17 protein-coding genes are annotated in these 17,482 nt (G+C 65.3%); 6 read left to right on the top strand and 11 right to left on the bottom strand.

Annotated elements, in window-relative coordinates; translation table 11 throughout:
- Nucleotides 1-34: 34 nt before the first annotated feature.
- The 4 genes from ACQ66H_RS13500 to ACQ66H_RS13485 all read right to left on the bottom strand — a co-directional run bounded on the left by ACQ66H_RS13500 (nt 35) and on the right by ACQ66H_RS13485 (nt 2,149).
- Nucleotides 35-589 (bottom strand): C40 family peptidase, encoded by a 555-nt coding sequence (locus ACQ66H_RS13500; RefSeq protein WP_430434453.1) that lies wholly within the window; start codon nt 587-589, stop codon nt 35-37.
- Entirely contained in the window at nt 576-1,277 is a 702-nt protein-coding gene (locus ACQ66H_RS13495; RefSeq protein WP_430434452.1) for an SIMPL domain-containing protein, read from the bottom strand. The genes ACQ66H_RS13500 and ACQ66H_RS13495 overlap by 14 nt, the downstream gene beginning before the upstream one ends.
- A gap of 49 nt (nt 1,278-1,326) precedes the next feature.
- Complete coding sequence (locus ACQ66H_RS13490; protein WP_304004985.1) at nt 1,327-1,536, bottom strand: hypothetical protein; 210 nt, start codon at nt 1,534-1,536, stop codon at nt 1,327-1,329.
- 82 nt (nt 1,537-1,618) lie between these two features.
- Nucleotides 1,619-2,149, bottom strand: coding sequence for a gamma carbonic anhydrase family protein (locus ACQ66H_RS13485; RefSeq protein ID WP_019917743.1), 531 nt, complete (start codon nt 2,147-2,149; stop codon nt 1,619-1,621).
- Nucleotides 2,150-2,290: 141 nt separating this feature from the next.
- Here ACQ66H_RS13485 and ACQ66H_RS13480 point away from each other — a divergent pair, with 141 nt between their 5' ends.
- The gene (locus ACQ66H_RS13480; protein WP_019917745.1) at nt 2,291-2,557 is read left to right on the top strand and encodes a hypothetical protein; all 267 of its coding nucleotides are present in this window, start codon (nt 2,291-2,293) and stop codon (nt 2,555-2,557) included.
- A gap of 66 nt (nt 2,558-2,623) precedes the next feature.
- Here ACQ66H_RS13480 and fchA read toward each other — a convergent pair whose 3' ends face one another.
- From fchA to glyA, 5 genes are all read right to left on the bottom strand, one after another.
- Nucleotides 2,624-3,253, bottom strand: coding sequence for a methenyltetrahydrofolate cyclohydrolase (gene fchA, locus ACQ66H_RS13475; RefSeq protein ID WP_430434451.1), 630 nt, complete (start codon nt 3,251-3,253; stop codon nt 2,624-2,626).
- Between the two features lie 3 nt (nt 3,254-3,256).
- The gene (locus tag ACQ66H_RS13470; protein ID WP_430434450.1) at nt 3,257-4,117 is read right to left on the bottom strand and encodes an NADP-dependent methylenetetrahydromethanopterin/methylenetetrahydrofolate dehydrogenase; all 861 of its coding nucleotides are present in this window, start codon (nt 4,115-4,117) and stop codon (nt 3,257-3,259) included.
- Between the two features lie 61 nt (nt 4,118-4,178).
- Nucleotides 4,179-5,129, bottom strand: coding sequence for a D-2-hydroxyacid dehydrogenase (locus ACQ66H_RS13465; protein ID WP_304004992.1), 951 nt, complete (start codon nt 5,127-5,129; stop codon nt 4,179-4,181).
- A 91-nt stretch (nt 5,130-5,220) separates the two neighbouring features.
- Nucleotides 5,221-6,411 carry an aminotransferase class V-fold PLP-dependent enzyme gene (locus ACQ66H_RS13460; protein ID WP_430434449.1) on the bottom strand — a complete coding sequence of 397 codons (1,191 nt, stop codon included), beginning with the start codon at nt 6,409-6,411 and terminating at the stop codon, nt 5,221-5,223.
- 53 nt (nt 6,412-6,464) lie between these two features.
- Nucleotides 6,465-7,721 carry a serine hydroxymethyltransferase gene (glyA, locus tag ACQ66H_RS13455; protein WP_019917755.1) on the bottom strand — a complete coding sequence of 419 codons (1,257 nt, stop codon included), beginning with the start codon at nt 7,719-7,721 and terminating at the stop codon, nt 6,465-6,467.
- A gap of 258 nt (nt 7,722-7,979) precedes the next feature.
- Between glyA and ACQ66H_RS13450 the strand changes: the two genes are divergently transcribed.
- The 5 genes from ACQ66H_RS13450 to ACQ66H_RS13430 all read left to right on the top strand — a co-directional run bounded on the left by ACQ66H_RS13450 (nt 7,980) and on the right by ACQ66H_RS13430 (nt 15,740).
- Complete coding sequence (locus tag ACQ66H_RS13450) at nt 7,980-9,155, top strand: malate--CoA ligase subunit beta (RefSeq protein WP_019917756.1); 1,176 nt, start codon at nt 7,980-7,982, stop codon at nt 9,153-9,155.
- A gap of 18 nt (nt 9,156-9,173) precedes the next feature.
- Nucleotides 9,174-10,061 carry a succinate--CoA ligase subunit alpha gene (gene sucD, locus ACQ66H_RS13445; protein WP_018228791.1) on the top strand — a complete coding sequence of 296 codons (888 nt, stop codon included), beginning with the start codon at nt 9,174-9,176 and terminating at the stop codon, nt 10,059-10,061.
- Nucleotides 10,062-10,156: 95 nt separating this feature from the next.
- Nucleotides 10,157-12,898: a phosphoenolpyruvate carboxylase gene (locus ACQ66H_RS13440; RefSeq protein WP_430434448.1), complete on the top strand. Its 2,742-nt coding sequence runs from the start codon at nt 10,157-10,159 to the stop codon at nt 12,896-12,898.
- Nucleotides 12,899-12,952: 54 nt separating this feature from the next.
- Nucleotides 12,953-13,930, top strand: a complete 978-nt coding sequence (locus ACQ66H_RS13435; protein ID WP_430434447.1) for an HpcH/HpaI aldolase/citrate lyase family protein — start codon at nt 12,953-12,955, stop codon at nt 13,928-13,930.
- Nucleotides 13,931-14,066: 136 nt separating this feature from the next.
- Nucleotides 14,067-15,740, top strand: coding sequence for a formate--tetrahydrofolate ligase (locus ACQ66H_RS13430; RefSeq protein ID WP_430434446.1), 1,674 nt, complete (start codon nt 14,067-14,069; stop codon nt 15,738-15,740).
- 96 nt (nt 15,741-15,836) lie between these two features.
- Here ACQ66H_RS13430 and ACQ66H_RS13425 read toward each other — a convergent pair whose 3' ends face one another.
- Entirely contained in the window at nt 15,837-16,661 is an 825-nt protein-coding gene (locus tag ACQ66H_RS13425; protein ID WP_430434445.1) for an alpha/beta fold hydrolase, read from the bottom strand.
- A complete protein-coding gene (locus ACQ66H_RS13420) occupies nt 16,558-17,469 on the bottom strand; it encodes a hypothetical protein (RefSeq protein WP_430434444.1) in 912 nt (303 codons plus the stop codon). The genes ACQ66H_RS13425 and ACQ66H_RS13420 overlap by 104 nt, the downstream gene beginning before the upstream one ends.
- Between the last annotated feature and the right edge of the window lie 13 nt (nt 17,470-17,482).

Below are 17,482 nucleotides of genomic sequence, written 5' to 3'. Positions count from 1 at the left end.
ATCGTCAGGCGGATTTCGTCGTTTTTCCGGATGTTCAGACGTCGCGACGCAGCGTGCGCAGCCCGCTGATGCGCGACGCGAACCAGCCGTTGTCCAGCGCGTCGGTGCGTACGTACTTGCCACGTGTGCTCGGCGCGTGGATGAAGCGTCCTTCGCCGGCGTAGATGCCCATATGCGAGTGCGGCTTGCCGCTGGTGTTGAAGAACACCAGGTCGCCCGGCTGCAGCGACGCGCGATCGACCGGGCGCGCCAGGCGGGCGATCTGCGCCGCGTTGTGCGGCAGGCGGATGCCTGCCACCTGCTCGAATATCCAGCTCACCATGCCGCTGCAGTCCAGCCCGCTGTCCGGGTTGCGACCGCCGAAGCGATACTGGTTGCCGATCAGCCCGAGCGCATAGATCACCGCGTCCTGCGCGTGGGCGTCGTCGGCCAGCTGCAGGGCCGTCGTCGGTGTCTGTACGACAGGCGGCTGCGGTGCGGCCGGCGCATCGGGCGCCGGCGCCGGCGCCGGCACCGGCACCGGCAGCGTGCCGCAACCCGCCAGCAGCAGCGCTGCAGTGAGCGTGAGTGCCGGCTTACTTGCGGTCAATCTCGATCTGTCCGCTGATGTTCACGCTGACGCGCGATTCGCCGGCTTCGACCGGCATGTCGGCCATCGCCGCTTCGGCCATCGCCACCTTGCTGCGCATCAGCGGGCGCGGCGGCGGCATGCCGGAGGTGTTGTTCACATTCATGTGCAGCACGCGCCAGTTGCCGCCGAGCGACGCGGCGACGATCTTCGCGCGTGCGTTGAAGGCGGCGATGGCGTCGCCGATGGCGGCGTTCTCTGCTTCGCGCGCGGTGTCCTCGCTCGGTTCGAGCGTCAGCTGGCCGACCGCCAGTTGCGTCTGCAGCTTGCCCAGCAATTCGGACAGCGCGGCCTGGTCCTTCGATTCCAGAAGTAGCTCCGAGCGCATGCGCCAGCTTTCGATGGTGCGGCCGTTCTTGCTGTAGACCGGATATGTCGAGGTGTTGCCGCTGCGCACCTTCACGCTGGTGTAGGGCTTGGTCGTGGCGAGGGCGGCCTGCATCGCCGCATTCACCTTCTTCGCCAGCGGTCCGGGCGTGGCGTCGCCCAGTTCGATGTAGGCCTGAGCGCGTGCAAGGTCGTTCTGGGCGAAACGGGACGCTTCGGCGTTCAGGTTGACCACGATGCCTTCGCGCCGCGCGGCAGACGGTTCGGCCGCATTCGCGCCGGACACGCAGGCTGCAAGCAGCAGCCAGAGGGGGTATTTCATTTGTGCTCCCGCAATCGTCATGACGACGGGAGTATAGCGGCCGGGGATTTCAGCGGCGACGGTGGATGTCCCGCTCTTCGTCGGCCTTGATGCGCACCGGCACGCGGGCGTGCTCCTCGCCCATCGCCGACAGCAGTGCGACGCCGAGCAGCGCCAGATAGGTCAGCACCGCCATCACCGTGGTTTCGCCGCTGGCGGCCAGCATGACGGCCGGCAGCACGTGGGCGCCGGTGAAGAAGAAGTGGGTGCGCTGGGTCATTGCGGTCTCCCGATGTCGGTGGTTCACCGGGATAACGACCGCCTGCGCGCCGGGCTGAAGGGTACGTCAGTCCCCAAGGTCATCAGACCCGGGGGACGGCCTGCAGACTGTCACGGTACAGGCGCGATTTCTCGACGTAGCCGGCGGCGCTGCGCATCAGCCCTTCGACCTCTTCGTCGGTGAGCTGGCGCACCACGCGGCCGGGCGAACCGAGGACCAGGGAACGGTCAGGGATGACGCGGCCCTCCGGAATCAGCGCATTGGCGCCGATCAGGCAGTTGCGGCCGATCACCACGCGGTTGAGGATGACGGCGTGGATGCCGACCAGCGAGCCGTCGCCGACGGTGCAGCCGTGCAGCATCGCGTGGTGGCCGATGGTGACGTCGCTGCCTATGGTCAGTGGCACGCCGTCGTCGATGTGCAGCACCGCGCCATCCTGTACATTCGATCGCTCGCCGATCGAGATGTGGTCGTTATCGGCGCGGATGACCGCACCGAACCACACGCTGGTGTCCGCCTTCAGTTCGGCGTCGCCGATGATGCTCGCGCTGGGTGCGATCCAGGTGCTGGAATGGACGACAGGTGTCTTGCCGTCGAGGGCGTACAGACTCATGCGGACTCCCGGCTGCCGCGACCGTCGGTCGGGCGAATTATTGTGCAATGCAACCAGGGTCGCGATTGTACGCGCATGCCTTGGTACCGGCGCAAGCGGCAGGCCGCGGGAACGCTTGTTCCGACATGGGAAAGGATAGCGATGAACGAAGCACTGGGCCGTTCGCTGGCCGATTTCGAAGCAGGGCGCATCGACATGGATGCGCTGATCGCAACCTGGCGTCGCCATGGTGTGGACGACGCGACGCTGCCGGCCAAGTGGCGCGAAGTACTCGACGGCCTGCTGATGCGGCTCGAATCGGCGCGGCTGTTTTCGGGAGAAAGCTGTTCGTTCAGCCAGGGCGAACTGCTGGCAACGATGCGCGAATGGCTGAACCGGGTGCAGGCGCAGATCCAGGCGCAGCAGTAGGCGCGCGCATGCGCTGAACGAAAAAAGGGCGCCCGCAGGCGCCCTTGAAGATGCGGAGCAGACGGATCAGAGCTTGCTCTTCACGACCTCGACGACACGGTCAGCCTCGGCCACCCACTTGGCCAGCAGGGCGTCGGTTTCGGCACGGCGCGAAGCGGCGAAATCGGCGTCCTTGATGCTGGGCACGTTGATGTTGACGTTCAGTGCGGCCGAACGCAGCGCGGCGACGGCGGCCAGAGCGGCCACACCGGCGTCCGATACGACGTTCTTGTTGCCCTTCTCGGCGGCGACCAGCGACAGCGCGATCACGTCGGCGCAGGCGCGGGCGCAGGCCAGCGGTGCGTCGGTCGCCTTCCTCAGACCGTCCTGGATCGCGGCCGAACGGGCGGCCTTCTGCTCGTCGGTGTCCTTCGGCAGACCGTAAGCGGCCATCAGGCCGTCGAAGGCTTCGACGTCGGCGCGGATGAAGTCGGTCAGCTGGGCGCGCAGTGCTTCCGCCTTGGCCAGCAGATCCTTCATTTCGCCTTCGACTTCGACGTAGGCCTTCTTGCCGATGGTCAGGTTGCACACCATGCTGACCAGCGCCGCGCCCATGCCGCCCATGATGGCGGCGGCACTGCCGCCGCCCGGGGTCGGCGCGCTGGAGGCGAGCTCGTCGAGGAAGGTGGTGACCGGCTTGTCCTTGATCATCGTCATGGCTCAGCCCACCATGGTTTTCGCCATCGCGTAGATTTCCGACGCGTCGAGCGAAATGTCGTTGCTTTCGAACAGCTTGCCGACGCAGGCGCGCTGCAGCGCGATCTTCAGCGCGCCGAAGCCGATGGCGCCGAACACGATCTTGCCATGCTTGACCACGCCCTTGTCCATCATGTCGATGCCTTCGATGCCCAGCGGCGGCGTCGCGTTGGCGTCGGCAATCATTTCCAGCGTCCGGTTGTCTTTCCAGTGACGCTCTTCCAGCAGCTGGATGCCGCCAGCGCCGGTGGCGATGACTACGTTCGCGCCTTCGATGGCGCGGGCGCGGGCGTCGTTGTCAGCCGCTTCGGCGACGCCGACGTCGAGGTTGAAGTTGGCCTTGAGCTGCTTGGCCGCTTCTTCGGCGGTGGCGATCTTGCGCGACACCAGCGTCACCGTGGCGCCCTCGCTGGCGAGCATCACTGCAGCACGCGTGCCGACCGGGCCGGTGCCGCCGAGGATGACCGCCTTCTTGCCCTTGAGCGAACCGCTGTGCGCCAGCCAGGCCACGCAGGCGGCAGCCGTGGTGTTCGAGCCGTTGGAGTCGAGCATCACCGACACGCGGAAGTTCGAGAAGAACTTTTTCTTGACCGCCTTGAACAGCGTCTCGCCTTCGGCCATGTTGCTGCCGCCGATGAAGATGGCGGTGTTCTTCTTGTCCTTCGGTGCGCGGGTGAAGATCGCACCGTTGACCATTGCGCCGACGTTGTGCGGATGCACGCCGCCGTAACCGATCACGTGGTCCGCGCCGCCGTCGTGGCACACGACGCTGTCGAACACCGACGGATGTTCATCGGTATCGAATTGGTAAAGCAGTTTTTTCATTGTGATGTCTCGGAGGTCTGAAAGGGGGTAGGCCGCCGGCCGCACAGCCGGCGTGCTCTGATCAGGTCACGGTATTGACGGGGCTGCCCTTGACGTAGGCTTCGACGTTGTCGATCAGCTGGTCGGCCAGGAACTGCATCGCGCCGTCCGAGGCCCAGGCCACGTGCGGCGTCAGGATGAAGTTGGGCAGGCGCAGGTCGAGCAGCGGGTTGCCTTCCTTCGGCGGTTCCTTGGTCAGCACGTCGAAACCGGCGCCGCCGATGATGCCTTCCTTCAGCGCGGTCACCAGGTCTTCCTCGTGCACCAGGCCGCCGCGGGCGGTGTTGATCAGGATGGCGCTGCGCTTCATCTTCTTGAACTGCTCCATGCTGAACATGTTCCGGCTTTCCGGCGTCAGCGGGCAGTGCAGCGAAATGATGTCGGACTGGGCCAGCACTTCCTCGACCGGCGTGAATTCCACGCCCGGCGCCTTCGGGCCCGGGTGGTCGGCGAACAGCACCTTCATGCCGAAGCCGCGGGCGATCTTGGCCGTGCCCTGACCGAGCACGCCTTCACCGAAGATGCCGATGGTGCTGTCGAAGAGGTCGTAGATCGGGTGGTCGAAGAAGCAGAACTGGTCCACTTCCTGCCAGCGGCCGCGCTCGACGTCCTGGCGGTAGGCGATGATGCTGCGGCGCAGGGCCAGGATCAGCGCGAACGCGTGTTCCGGCACGGTGTGCACCGCGTAGTTGCGGATGTTGGACACGACGATGCCGCGCTCGCGGCAGGCCGGCACGTCGATCACGTCGTAGCCGGTGGCGGCCACGCCGATCATCTTCAGATTCGGCAGCTGGGCCAGCACGTCGCCGCGCAGCGGCACCTTGTTGGTGATGGCGACGGTGGCGTCCTTCAGGCGTTCGACGATCTGGTCCGGGGCGGTGGTGTCGTACTCGGCCCAGGTGTGGTCGAAGGACGGACGACGGACATTGGCCTTCAGCGTGGAGCGGTCGAGAAACACAACGTGGTGCGACATGTCTCTTCCTTCTGTTCTATGGATGTAAAAGGCCGGGCGAACCCGGCCGAGCAGCAGACACGCAGGCCCGCCGGAGCGGGCCGCCGCAATATTACTTCGCCTGCGGAGCGTTCGTGCGCCAGTAGGTCGAGGCAGCCGCCACGCCCGAACCCGGGGTGACGTTGATGCCGTTGTCCAGCATCGACATTTCGGCACCGGCGATCGCGCTCATCAGCGACAGCGCGTTCAGGTCGCCGAGGTGACCGATGCGGAACACCTTGCCGGCAACCTTCGACAGGCCAGCGCCCAGCGACAGGTTGTACTTGTTGTACGCATTGCTGATCACCTTGGCGGCGTCGAAACCTTCCGGCACCAGAATGGCGCTGACGGTGTTCGAGTACCACTCCGGTGCCTTGGCGCACAGGTTCAGCTTCCAGCCTTCCTGGACGGCGGCGCGGACACCGTTGGCCAGGTATTCGTGGCGGGCGAAGATGTTCTCCAGGCCTTCCTCGAAAATGGTGTTCAGCGCTTCACGCATGCCGTACAGCATCGGGATCGACGGCGTGTAGGGGAAGTAGCCGGTGGCGTTGTTGCGCATCATGTCGCCGATGTCGAAGTAGCAGCGACGTGAGGTCGCGGTTTCCATCGCCTTCAGCGCCTTCGGGCTCATGCCCAGGATGCCCATGCCGGCCGGCAGCATGAAGCCCTTCTGCGAACCGGACACCGTGCAGTCAACGCCCCACTCGTCCATGCGGAAGTCGATCGACACCAGCGACGACACGGTGTTGACCATCAGCAGCGCCGGGTGGTTGGCGTTGTTCATCGCCTTGCGCACCTTGGCGATGTCGCTCGACACACCGGTGGCGGTCTCGTTCTGGCAGGCCAGCACGGCCTTGATCTTGTGCTCCTTGTCGGCGCGCAGGATTTCTTCGTACTGGTCATAGGGCACGCCGGTGCCCCACTCGACGTCGAGCACCTGGACTTCGAAGCCCAGACGCTGCGCCATGTCGGCCCACAGGTGGCTGAACTGGCCGAAGCGCGAGCACAGCACCTTGTCGCCCGGCGACAGCGTGTTGGTCAGCGCCGCTTCCCACATGCCGGTACCGGATGCCGGGAAGGTGAAGATGGTGCCTTCGGTCGTCTTGAACACCTTCTTCAGGTCGGCCAGCACCGACAGCGCCAGTTCCGGGAACTTGGGCGAGCGGTGGTCTTCCTGCGGCACGACCATGGCGCGCAGGATGCGCTCCGGCGTGTTGGTGGGACCAGGCACGTAAAGATGGTTACGACCGGCGATTCGAGACATGGCGAAACTCCTGTAATTGCTTTGAAAGGTGTCGGGGTGGCTGACCGCTTGTTTTATTTGTTGCGGCCGTAGACCGGGAACGCGTCGCACAGCTTGGTGACGTCGGCGACCACACGTGCGATCACGGCGTCGTCGTTCGGTGCGTCCAGCACGTCCACGATCAGATTTGCAACTTGCTTCGCCTCGGCTTCCTTAAAGCCGCGGGTCGTCATGGCAGGGCTGCCGATTCGAATGCCACTGGTCACGAACGGCTTTTGCGGGTCGTTCGGGATGGCATTCTTATTGACCGTGATGTGTGCACGGCCCAGCGCTGCTTCTGCGTCCTTGCCAGTGATGTTTTTGGCACGCAGATCGACGAGGAACAGGTGGGACTGGGTGCGGCCCGAAACGATGCGCACGCCACGCTCGACGAGCGTTTCGGCCATCACCTGGGCGTTCTTCAGCACCTGTTGCTGGTAAGTCTTGAATTCCGGGGTCGCGGCTTCCTTGAAGGCGACGGCCTTGGCCGCGATGACGTGCATCAGCGGACCGCCCTGGATACCCGGGAAAATCATCGAATTCAGCGGCTTCTCAAACTCTGCCTTGGCCATGATCACGCCACCGCGCGGGCCGCGCAGCGTCTTGTGCGTGGTCGAGGTGACGAAGTCGGCGATGCCGATCGGGCTCGGGTACAGGCCGGCAGCGACCAGGCCGGAGTAGTGGGCCATGTCGACAAGCAGGTAGGCGCCGACCGAATCAGCGATTTCGCGGAAGCGCTTGAAATCGATGTGCAGGGCGTAGGCGGACGCACCGGCCACGATCATCTTCGGCTTGTGTTCCTTGGCCAGCGCTTCGACCTGTGCGTAGTCGATCGCTTCGGTTTCGGGATCGAGACCGTAGGCCACGCCCTTGTAGATCTTGCCGGAGAAGTTCACCGACGAACCGTGGGTCAGGTGACCGCCGTGCGCCAGCGACATGCCCAGGATGGTGTCGCCCGGCTGCAGCATCGCCATGTAGACACCAGCGTTGGCCTGCGAACCCGAATGCGGCTGCACGTTGGCGTATTCGGCGCCGAACAGTGCCTTGAGGCGATCGATCGCCAGCTGTTCCGCGACGTCAACATGCTCACAGCCACCGTAGTAACGCTTGCCCGGATAACCTTCGGCGTACTTGTTCGTCAGTACGGAGCCCTGGGCTTCCATGACCGCCGGGCTGGCGTAGTTTTCCGACGCGATCAGCTCGATGTGGTGTTCCTGACGGGCGTACTCCGCTTCCATGGCGGCCCACAGTTCGGGGTCGGAATGGGCGATGGTCTGTTTCGGGTCAAACATTCGGATTACCTTTCTGAGTGAGCTTTCGGCCCGCGTCCTCTGCAGGCCTTATGAAGTAATACAAGGCAAGCAGACTATATCTGATGGATCAAGGGCCTCGTATCGGACTTTCTTATTGCCGTGATAAGTATAAGTGAAGCTTAATTGAAAAGACCTCATCCATAATTCTTTACAACGAATCCGGTGTTCGACCCTGTGCGGGCACCTCGCGGTTCAGCGATGAACCACCACTCTCTTCCACACGACAGAAGGTGAAGCATGGACATTCACGAGTACCAAGCGAAAGAGCTTTTGGCGGGCTTCGGCGTGCCGGTGCCGCGCGGCAGCGTGGCCTACAGCCCCGACCAGGCCGTCTATACGGCGACGGAACTGGGCGGCTGGCACTGGGCGGTGAAGGCCCAGGTGCACTCCGGAGCCCGCGGCAAGGCTGGCGGCATCAAGCTGTGCAAGACCTACCATGAGGTCGATGCCGCCGCCCGCGAACTGCTGGGCAAGCGCCTGGTGACCATCCAGACCGGCCCGGAAGGCAAGCCCGTTCAGCGCGTCTACGTGGAAGTGGCCGAGCCGTTCGAGCGCGAACTCTATCTGGGCATCGTGCTGGACCGCAAAGCCGAGCGCGTTCGCGTCATCGCCTCTGCCGAAGGTGGGATGGAAATTGAAGAATTGGCACACAGTGCTCCGGAAAAGATCATGCAGGTCGTGGTCGAACCGGCGGTCGGCCTGCAGGCTTTCCAGGCCCGCCAGATCGCTTTCGGTCTGGGCCTGTCGATCAAGCAGGTGTCGCGTGCGGTGACCGCGATCATGGGCGCCTACCGCGCCTTCCGCGACCTCGACGCCACCATGGTCGAAATCAACCCGCTGGTCGTGACCAAGGACGACCGCGTACTGGCGCTGGACGCCAAGATGTCCTTCGACGACAACGCGATGTTCCGCCAGCGTGCCGTGGCTGACATGCGCGATCCGTCGCAGGAGGATCCGCGCGAAGTGCAGGCCGCCGAGCACAACCTGAACTACGTCGGCCTCGACGGTGACATCGGCTGCATCATCAATGGTGCCGGTCTGGCCATGGCCACGATGGACACCATCAAGTACGCCGGCGGCGCACCGGCCAACTTCCTCGACGTCGGCGGCGGCGCCTCGCCCGAGCGCGTGGCCAATTCCTTCCGCCTGGTGCTGTCGGACAAGAACGTGAAGGCCATCCTGGTGAACATTTTCGCCGGTATCAACCGCTGCGACTGGGTGGCCCAGGGCGTGGTTCAGGCCTGCAACGACATCGACATCACGGTGCCGCTGATCGTCCGTCTGGCCGGTACGAACGAGGAAGAAGGCCGTCGCATCATCCGTGAGAGCGGTCTGCCCATCATCAGCGCCGATTCGCTGACCGAAGCGGCCCAGAAGGCGGTCGATGCCGCCCGCGCCCACGCCGCCAGCTGAGCACAAGAGGATTTAGACATGAGCATTCTGATCAACGAAAAGACCAAGATCATCGTCCAGGGCTTCACCGGCGACAAAGGTACCTTCCACGCCAAGGAGATGATCGAGTACGGCACCAACGTCGTCGGCGGCGTGACCCCGGGCAAGGGCGGCACCACTCACCTCGGCAAGCCGGTGTTCAACACGGTGGCGGACGCGGTCGCCGCGACCGGTGCCGAAGCGTCGATCACCTTCGTCGCGCCGGCCTTCTGCGCCGACGCCATCATGGAAGCGGCCGACGCCGGCATCCAACTGGTGTGCTCGATCACCGACGGCATCCCGGCGCAGGACATGATGCGCGTCAAGCGCTACTTCATGCGCTACCCGAAGGAGCGTCGCACGCTGATGGTCGGCCCGAACTGCGCCGGCATCATCAGCCCGGGCAAGGCCATGCTGGGCATCATGCCGGGCCACATCTACAAGCAGGGCAACATCGGCATTGTGTCGCGTTCGGGCACGCTGGGCTACGAAGCGGCTGCGCAGATGAAGCAGCTGGGCATTGGCGTGTCAACCTCGGTCGGCATCGGCGGCGACCCGATCAACGGCTCGTCCTTCCTCGACCACCTGATGAAGTTCCAGGAAGACCCGGACACCCACGCCGTGGTGATGATCGGCGAAATCGGCGGCCCGCAGGAAGCCGAAGCGTCCGCCTGGGTGAAGGAGAACATGAAGAAGCCGGTGATCGGCTACGTCGCCGGCCTGACCGCACCGAAGGGCCGCCGCATGGGCCACGCCGGCGCCATCATCTCGGCGGCCGGTGACTCGGCTGCAGAGAAGTCGGAAATCATGCGTTCCTTCGGCCTGACCGTCGCGCCGAGCGCCGGCGAGCTGGGCAGCACCGTGGCCTCCGTCCTGGCCAAGCTGTAAGAGCAGAGCAGCACGGGGCGTGCGGAGCGCGCCCTGCTTTCCGTCCGCCCCGGTGGGGCGGACGCCCGCCACCAGCCTGCGAGACTCCCACCGTGGTGAGTGATCCCATTTCCGTTCCCGCGTCTGCCGACGCCTCCGGGGCGGCTTTCTCGGAAAAGGCGATCGACCTGCTGTTTTCGCTGCTGCGCGAAGTGGTCGAACGTCACCATCCCGAACTGCTGCCGGTGCTTGCCGGCGAGTCGGGCAACAGCCTTTCCCCGCAGATGCTGGGCCGTGCCATCCAGGCCCAGGGCATCCTGTTCCAGCTGCTGTCGATCGCGGAACAGAACGGCGCCATGCGCAAGCGGCGCGAAATCGAGCGCCACCAGGGCCGCGAAAGCCTGCCCGGCACCTTCGCCAGCGTGCTGGCCTCGGCGAAGAAGGCCGGTCTGTCGCCGGAGCGCGTGCGCGAAGCCTTCGCCGGCCTCAAGGTGCGCCCGGTGCTGACCGCGCACCCGACCGAAGCCAAGCGCGTCACCGTGCTCGAGCGGCATCGCCGCATCTACCGCATGCTGATCGAGCTTGAATCGCCGCGCTGGACGCCGCGCGAGCGTCATGACCTCGAAGACACGCTGCGCAACGAGATCGAACTGCTGTGGCTGACCGGCGAACTGCGTCTGGAAAAGCCGAATGTGTCGCAGGAAATCGCCTGGGGCCTGCACTTCTTCAACGAAACGCTGTTCGAGGTCGGCCCCGACGTGCTGGCGCGCGCCGACGAGGCGATGACGCAGCATTTCGGCGAGGCGGATCTGCCGGGCTTCCTCGAATTCGGTTCCTGGATAGGCGGCGACCGCGACGGCAACCCCTTCGTCACCAACGCGATCACGCGCGGTGCGCTGGTCGAATGCCGGCTGGCCAGCCTGCGCCGTCACCGTCAGTCGGTGCTGGAACTGCTGCGCGGCCTGTCGGTGACCGAAGCGTCGCTCGTGCTGTCCGGTGAGTTCCGCGACGCGCTGATGCTGGCGCTGGAGGAAAGCGGCGAGGGCAATGCGATCGCCGCGCGCAATCCGGGCGAACCCTTCCGCCAGTTCCTGGTGTGTGTGCTGGGCAAGCTGGACGACACCATCACCTGCACCCAGGCGGAAGAGGGCGCGGCCTGTCGTCGTGGCTATGAATCGGCCGATCGCCTGATCGCCGACCTGCGCACGCTGGAAGCCGGCCTGCGCGACGCGAAGCTGAGCCGCATCGCCGACACCGAAGTGGTGCCGCTGCGCCGCCAGATCGAAATGTTCCGCTTCAGCACGGTGCGCCTCGACGTGCGCGAGAACTCGACCCGCGTCACGCAGACGCTGGAAGCGCTGTGGCGCGCCAGCCGCGGCGAACCGGAGGACGTGCCGGCACCGGCGCAGGACAGCACCGAATGGCGCGACTGGCTGCTGGCCGAACTGGCCGCGCCGCGCGCCGGTGTGCGCGACACCAGCGGTCTGCCGGCGGTGGCCGCCGAAACGCTGGGCCTGTTCCGGCTGATCGCCGACATGCGCCCGCGCGTCGGCCGCGAGGCCTTCGGCAGCTTCATCCTGAGCATGACGCGCAATGTGTCGGACGTGCTCGGCGTCTACCTGCTGGCGAAGGAAGCCGGCCTGTACGCCGACCCGGCCGGCGTCGAGCGCTGTTCGCTGCCCATCATGCCGCTGTTCGAAACCATCGACGACCTGCGCCGCGCACCGGCCATCATGCGCGAGCTGCTGGCGATGCCGCTGATCAAGCGTTCGGTGCGTGCGTTGGGCGGCGTGCAGGAAGTGATGATCGGCTACTCGGACTCGAACAAGGACGGCGGCTTCCTGTCGTCGAACTGGGAGCTGTTCAAGGCGCAGCAGAAGCTCACCGCGGTCGGCGGCGAAGCCGGCGTCAAGATCGCCTTCTTCCACGGTCGCGGCGGTTCGGTCAGCCGCGGCGGCGTGCCGGCCGGGCGCGCGATCGCCGCGCAGCCGGCCGGTTCGATCCAGGGCCTGTTCCGGCTGACCGAGCAGGGCGAGGTGATTTCGAGCAAGTACGCCAACAAGGGGACGGCCGCCTTCAACCTCGAACTGCTGGCCGCCAGCGTGTTCGACCACGCGCTGAAATCCGGCCGCGCCGACGGCCCGCATGCGGTGCCGGAGTTCGACGACGCGCTCGAAGCGCTGTCCGGTGCCGCGCACGCAGCCTACCAGAACCTGATCTCGAATCCGGCGCTGGTCGGCTACTTCCAGGAAGCCAGTCCGCTGGAAGAGATTTCGCTGCTCAATATCGGCTCGCGCCCGGCGCGCCGCTTCGGCGCCAAGTCGCTGGCCGAACTGCGCGCGATCCCGTGGGTGTTTGCCTGGTCGCAGAACCGCCACATCGTCACCGGCTGGTACGGCGTCGGCTCCAGCCTCGCCAATTTCATCGGTGTGCGCGGTGCCAGTGGCGAAGCGCTGCTGGCGCGCATGTTCAACGAGTCGCCGCTGTTCCGCCTGATCGTCGATGAAGTGGAAAAGACGCTGGCCGTGGTCGATCTCGACATCGCCCGCGAATACAGCCAGCTGGTGGCCGACGCCGGCGTGCGCGAAGAGGTGTTCGGCATGATCGCCCGCGAATACGACATCACGCGCACGCAGATCCTGCGCCTGTCGGGCACCCGCGGCCTGGCCGAGCGCTTCCCCGACTACCGCCAGAAACTCGACCACCGGCTGCCGGTGGTCAACCAGGTGAGCCGCCAGCAGATTTCGCTGCTGCGCGCCTTCCGCATGACCGACGACGCCGCGCGGAAGGAGGAATTCCGCAAGGCCCTGCTGCTGTCGATCAACTGCGTGTCCGCCGGTTTCGGCGCCACCGGCTGATCGTCCGACCCGACTTCTGAACCGACTTCGCACCATCCACCGGAGGAGACATCCATGAGCTTCACGATCATCGAACAAGCCACGCCCCGCCTGCACCGTTCCGAACTGGCCGTTCCGGGTTCCAACCCGGGCATGTTCGAGAAGGCCGCCAAGTCGGCTGCCGACATCATCTTCCTCGACTGCGAGGACGCGGTCGCGCCGGACGACAAGGAGCAGGCGCGCAAGAACATCATCGAAGGCCTGAACGACATCGACTGGGGCAACAAGACCATGATGGTGCGCATCAATGGTCTGGACACCCACTACATGTACCGCGACGTGGTGGACATCGTCGAAGCCTGCCCGCGCCTGGACATGATCCTGATCCCGAAGGCAGGTACCGCCGCCGACGTTTACGCGGTCAACATGATGGTCACCCAGATCGAGGCAGCGAAGAAGCGCACCAAGCGCATCGGCTTCGAAGTGCTGATCGAGACCGCGCTCGGCATGGCCAACGTCGAAGCGATCGCGCAGTCGTCGAAGCGCCTGGAAGCGATGAGCTTCGGCGTGGCCGACTACGCCGCCTCGACCCGCGCCCGCACCACCGTGATCGGTGGCGTGAACAAGGACAGCGTGGTGCTGACCGACAAGGACGAGCAGGGCAACCGCCAGTCCTTCTGGACCGATCCGTGGCACGCCGCGCAGACCCGCATGATGGTCGCCTGCCGCGCCTACGGCCTGCGTCCGATCGACGGCCCGTTTGGTGACTTCAACGATCCGGACGGCTATATTTCCGCGGCGAACCGCGCTGCCGTGCTCGGTTACGAAGGCAAGTGGGCGATTCACCCGTCGCAGATCGAACTGGCGAACAAGGTCTACACGCCGTCGGAGGCCGAGGTGACGAAGGCACGCCGCATTCTCGAAGCGATGGCGCAGGCGGCGAAGGAAGGCCGCGGTGCGGTGTCGCTCGACGGTCGCCTGATCGACATCGCCAGCATCCGCATGGCCGAAGCGCTGATCGCCAAGGCCGACACGATCGCCGCGGCACGCTGAGCGTGCGGCAGCGCGGCCGGGGAGGGCCCGGCCGCGTGATTCACATATATAAGCAGTGAACAGCAGACGCAGTAACGGCGGGTAGTGAGGCCCGCCGCTTTCCACCCCGATTGACGACTACACGGAAAAAACCAATATGGCATCCGATATCGAAATCGCCCAGCAGGCGAAAATGCAGCGCATCAGCCAGGTGGTGTCCAAGCTGGGCATCCCCGAGGACGCGATCGAGCCCTACGGCCACTACAAGGCCAAGGTGTCGCTCGACTACCTGAACAGCCTGAAGGACCGTCCGGACGGCAAGCTCATCCTGGTCACAGCGATCAGCCCGACGCCGGCAGGCGAGGGCAAGACCACGACCACGGTCGGTCTGGGCGACGCGCTGAACCGCATCGGCAAGAAGACCATGATCTGCCTGCGCGAGCCCTCGCTGGGCCCGGTGTTTGGCGTCAAGGGCGGTGCGGCCGGCGGCGGCTACGCGCAGATCGTGCCGATGGAAGACATCAACCTGCACTTCACCGGTGACTTCCACGCCATCGGCGCCGCGCACAACCTGCTGTCGGCGCTGATCGACAACCACATCAACCACGGTAACGAACTGCGCATCGACCCGCGCCTGATCCAGTGGAAGCGTGTGGTCAACATGAACGACCGCGCACTGCGCAAGATCACCATCGGTCTCGGCGGCACCGCCAACGGCTTCGTGCGGGAGGACGGCTACGACATCGTGGTCGCGTCCGAAGTCATGGCCATCCTGTGCCTGGCCAATTCGCTGATGGACCTGAAGGAACGTCTCGGCCGCATCATCATCGGCTACACCCTGGGCGACAAGAAGCCGGTGTACGCGAGCGACCTGAAGGCGCAGGGCGCCATGGCCACGCTGCTGAAGGACGCGATCAAGCCGAACATCGTGCAGACGCTGGAGAACAACCCGGCCATCATCCACGGCGGCCCCTTCGCCAACATCGCGCACGGCTGCAACTCGGTCACCGCGACCAAGGCCGGCCTGAAGATGGCTGACTACGTCGTGACCGAAGCCGGCTTCGGTGCCGACCTCGGCGCCGAGAAGTTCATCGACATCAAGTGCCGCATGGCCGGGCTGAACCCGTCGGCCGTCGTGCTGGTCGCCACCATCCGCGCGCTGAAGTTCCACGGCGGCGTGAAGAAGGAAGACCTGAACCAGGAAAATCTGGCCGCGCTGGAAAAGGGCATCGTCAACATCGAGCGCCACCTGAAGAACATCACCGAGCACTACGGCCTGCCCTGCGTCGTGTCGGTGAACCACTTTACCTTCGACACCGACGCCGAAATCGCGCTGCTGAAGAGCCGCATCGAAGCACTCGGCGGCAAGTTCGTGATCGCCCGCCACTGGGCGAGCGGCGGTGCCGGTGCCGAAGAACTGGCGCGCATGGTTGCCGACATCTGCGACAACGCACCGGGCAAGCATACTTTCGTCTACGACGAGAACGCGACGCTGCAGGACAAGATCACCACCATCGCCACCAAGATCTACGGCGCCGGCGCGGTGACCTTCTCCGACGCCGCCCGCAAGCAGCTCGAAAGCTGGAATGCCGACTACGGCCGTTTCCCGGTCTGCATGGCGAAGACCCAGATGTCCTTCTCCGCCGACCCGGCTGCCCGCGGCGCACCGAGCGGCCACACGCTCAACGTGCGTGAAGTGCGCCTGGCCAACGGCGCCGGTTTCGTGGTCGCCATCTGCGGCGACATGATGACCATGCCGGGCCTGCCCAAGGTGCCGGCGTCGGAAAAGATCGACATCGACGAGCATGGCAAGGTGTCGGGACTGTTCTGATCACGGACCGAGCCGAGCAACAGAAACGCCGCCCTTGGGCGGCGTTTCTGTTTGCGCGCGCATGTTTTGACTGCGCAGCGCGTCCTGGGGGAATGTTTACCTGCCGCGTATGAAATCCAGCAGATCCCCGGTGAGACGTTCCTTGTGTGTGGCGAACAGGCCGTGCGGTGCGCCGTCGTACTCGAGCAGCATGGAGTTCGCGATGCCTCGCGCCGTCGGCCTGGCCGACGCTTCGATCGGCACGGTCCTGTCGTCGGCGCCGTGGATGATCAGTGTCGGCACCTTGAAGGCGGCGAGCTCGCTGCGGAAGTCGGTGCCCGAGAAGGACTTCACGCACTCCAGTGTGGCCTTCAGGCTGGCCTGCATCGCCACGCTGCGCGCCCATTCGAGCAGTTCGTCGCTGACCGGATGGGACATGATGCCGACGCCGAAGAAGTCCTTGAAGAAGCCGCTGAAGAATTCGGCGCGGTCGTCGTTGATGGCCGCAGCCGTGGTGTCGAAGGCGCTCTGTTCCGTGCCGTTCGCGTTGTCGGAGGTCTTCAGGCGGAAGGGCAGCACCGACGACACGAGGGCCGCTTTCGCCACCGACCTGCCGCCGTGGCGAGACATGTAGCGGGCGACTTCGCCGCCGCCCATCGAGAAGCCCACGAGCACGGCGTCCTGCGCGCCGGTCTGCTCGATCACGCTCGCCAGATCGTCGGCCAGCGTGTCGTAGTCGTAGCCCTGCCAAGGCTGCGATGAGCGGCCAAAGCCACGACGATCGTACGCGATGGTGCGGTATCCCGCCTCGGCGAGGGCCATCGCCTGATCGTCCCAGCTATCGGCGGACAGTGGCCAGCCATGAATAAGTATGACCGGCTGGCCGCTGCCCCAGTCCTTCACGTACAGCTTGCTCTGGTCGTGCGTGGTGACGGAGTACATAGGTGTTTCCCTTTTCGGTGGAGTGTCTGCCGTCCCGCAGGCCATGCACTGCGGCGACGCCATAGGAGCCGAAAACCTGCTGCGCCGCATCGCGTTCCGGCAGCACGTATACGACGGCTCCGTTCATCGCGTTGTGCGCGCCAAGGTAGGTTTCGTAGAAGACGACGGGCACGTTGATGCACCCGTAGGAAATGCGGTTGTCGTCGCTGCTCGCGGTGGCCAGCCGGTGCAGCCGCTGCTCTTCCGGTCGGGTCGTGCGCACGCGGTGCATCGATACGGCAGCGGCATAGTCGATCCATACGACATCCTCGCCCAGCGTGTTGCGACCGCGCTGCGCCAGGAAACGCCCGGCTGGCGTGGTGCGCTCGTCGGGTCGTATCTGTTCCATCGGCCGGTCGCCTATCCCCGGCACCGAGTGATCGCCGTGGGCGGCACCCAGCAGCACCGGCGCCGACGCGAGGAGGCGGGCATCGGCGGCGAAGGCATACAGCCGTGCAGCCTTCTTGTTGACGACGAAGAAGCGGGCGCCCGCGTTGTCGTGCGTATCGGCGACCCAGTCCGCGACATGGCGAACGTCGTCCGACGCTGCGCCCGCGTCGATATCCGCGAATCGCGGGCTCGATTCGATCAGCCCGGCGTCCGCCGGGTTTGCAGGTTGCCGGCCCGCCGCGACCGGAAGAAGAAGCGCCAGCGTGGCAAGGCCGACGCCCACGCCACGCCGGACCGCGCCTGCGGCATCCATGTCTGCATGCGGACTTGCCGCTCTGCCGGACGGTTTCACGGAACGTCGATCAACGACACGGTTCAACCGGTCGTGTCAT

The organism is Methyloversatilis sp. (assembly GCF_965284615.1).
GTDB lineage: Bacteria > Pseudomonadota > Gammaproteobacteria > Burkholderiales > Rhodocyclaceae > Methyloversatilis.
This window is presented reverse-complemented; position numbering and strand designations above follow the sequence as displayed.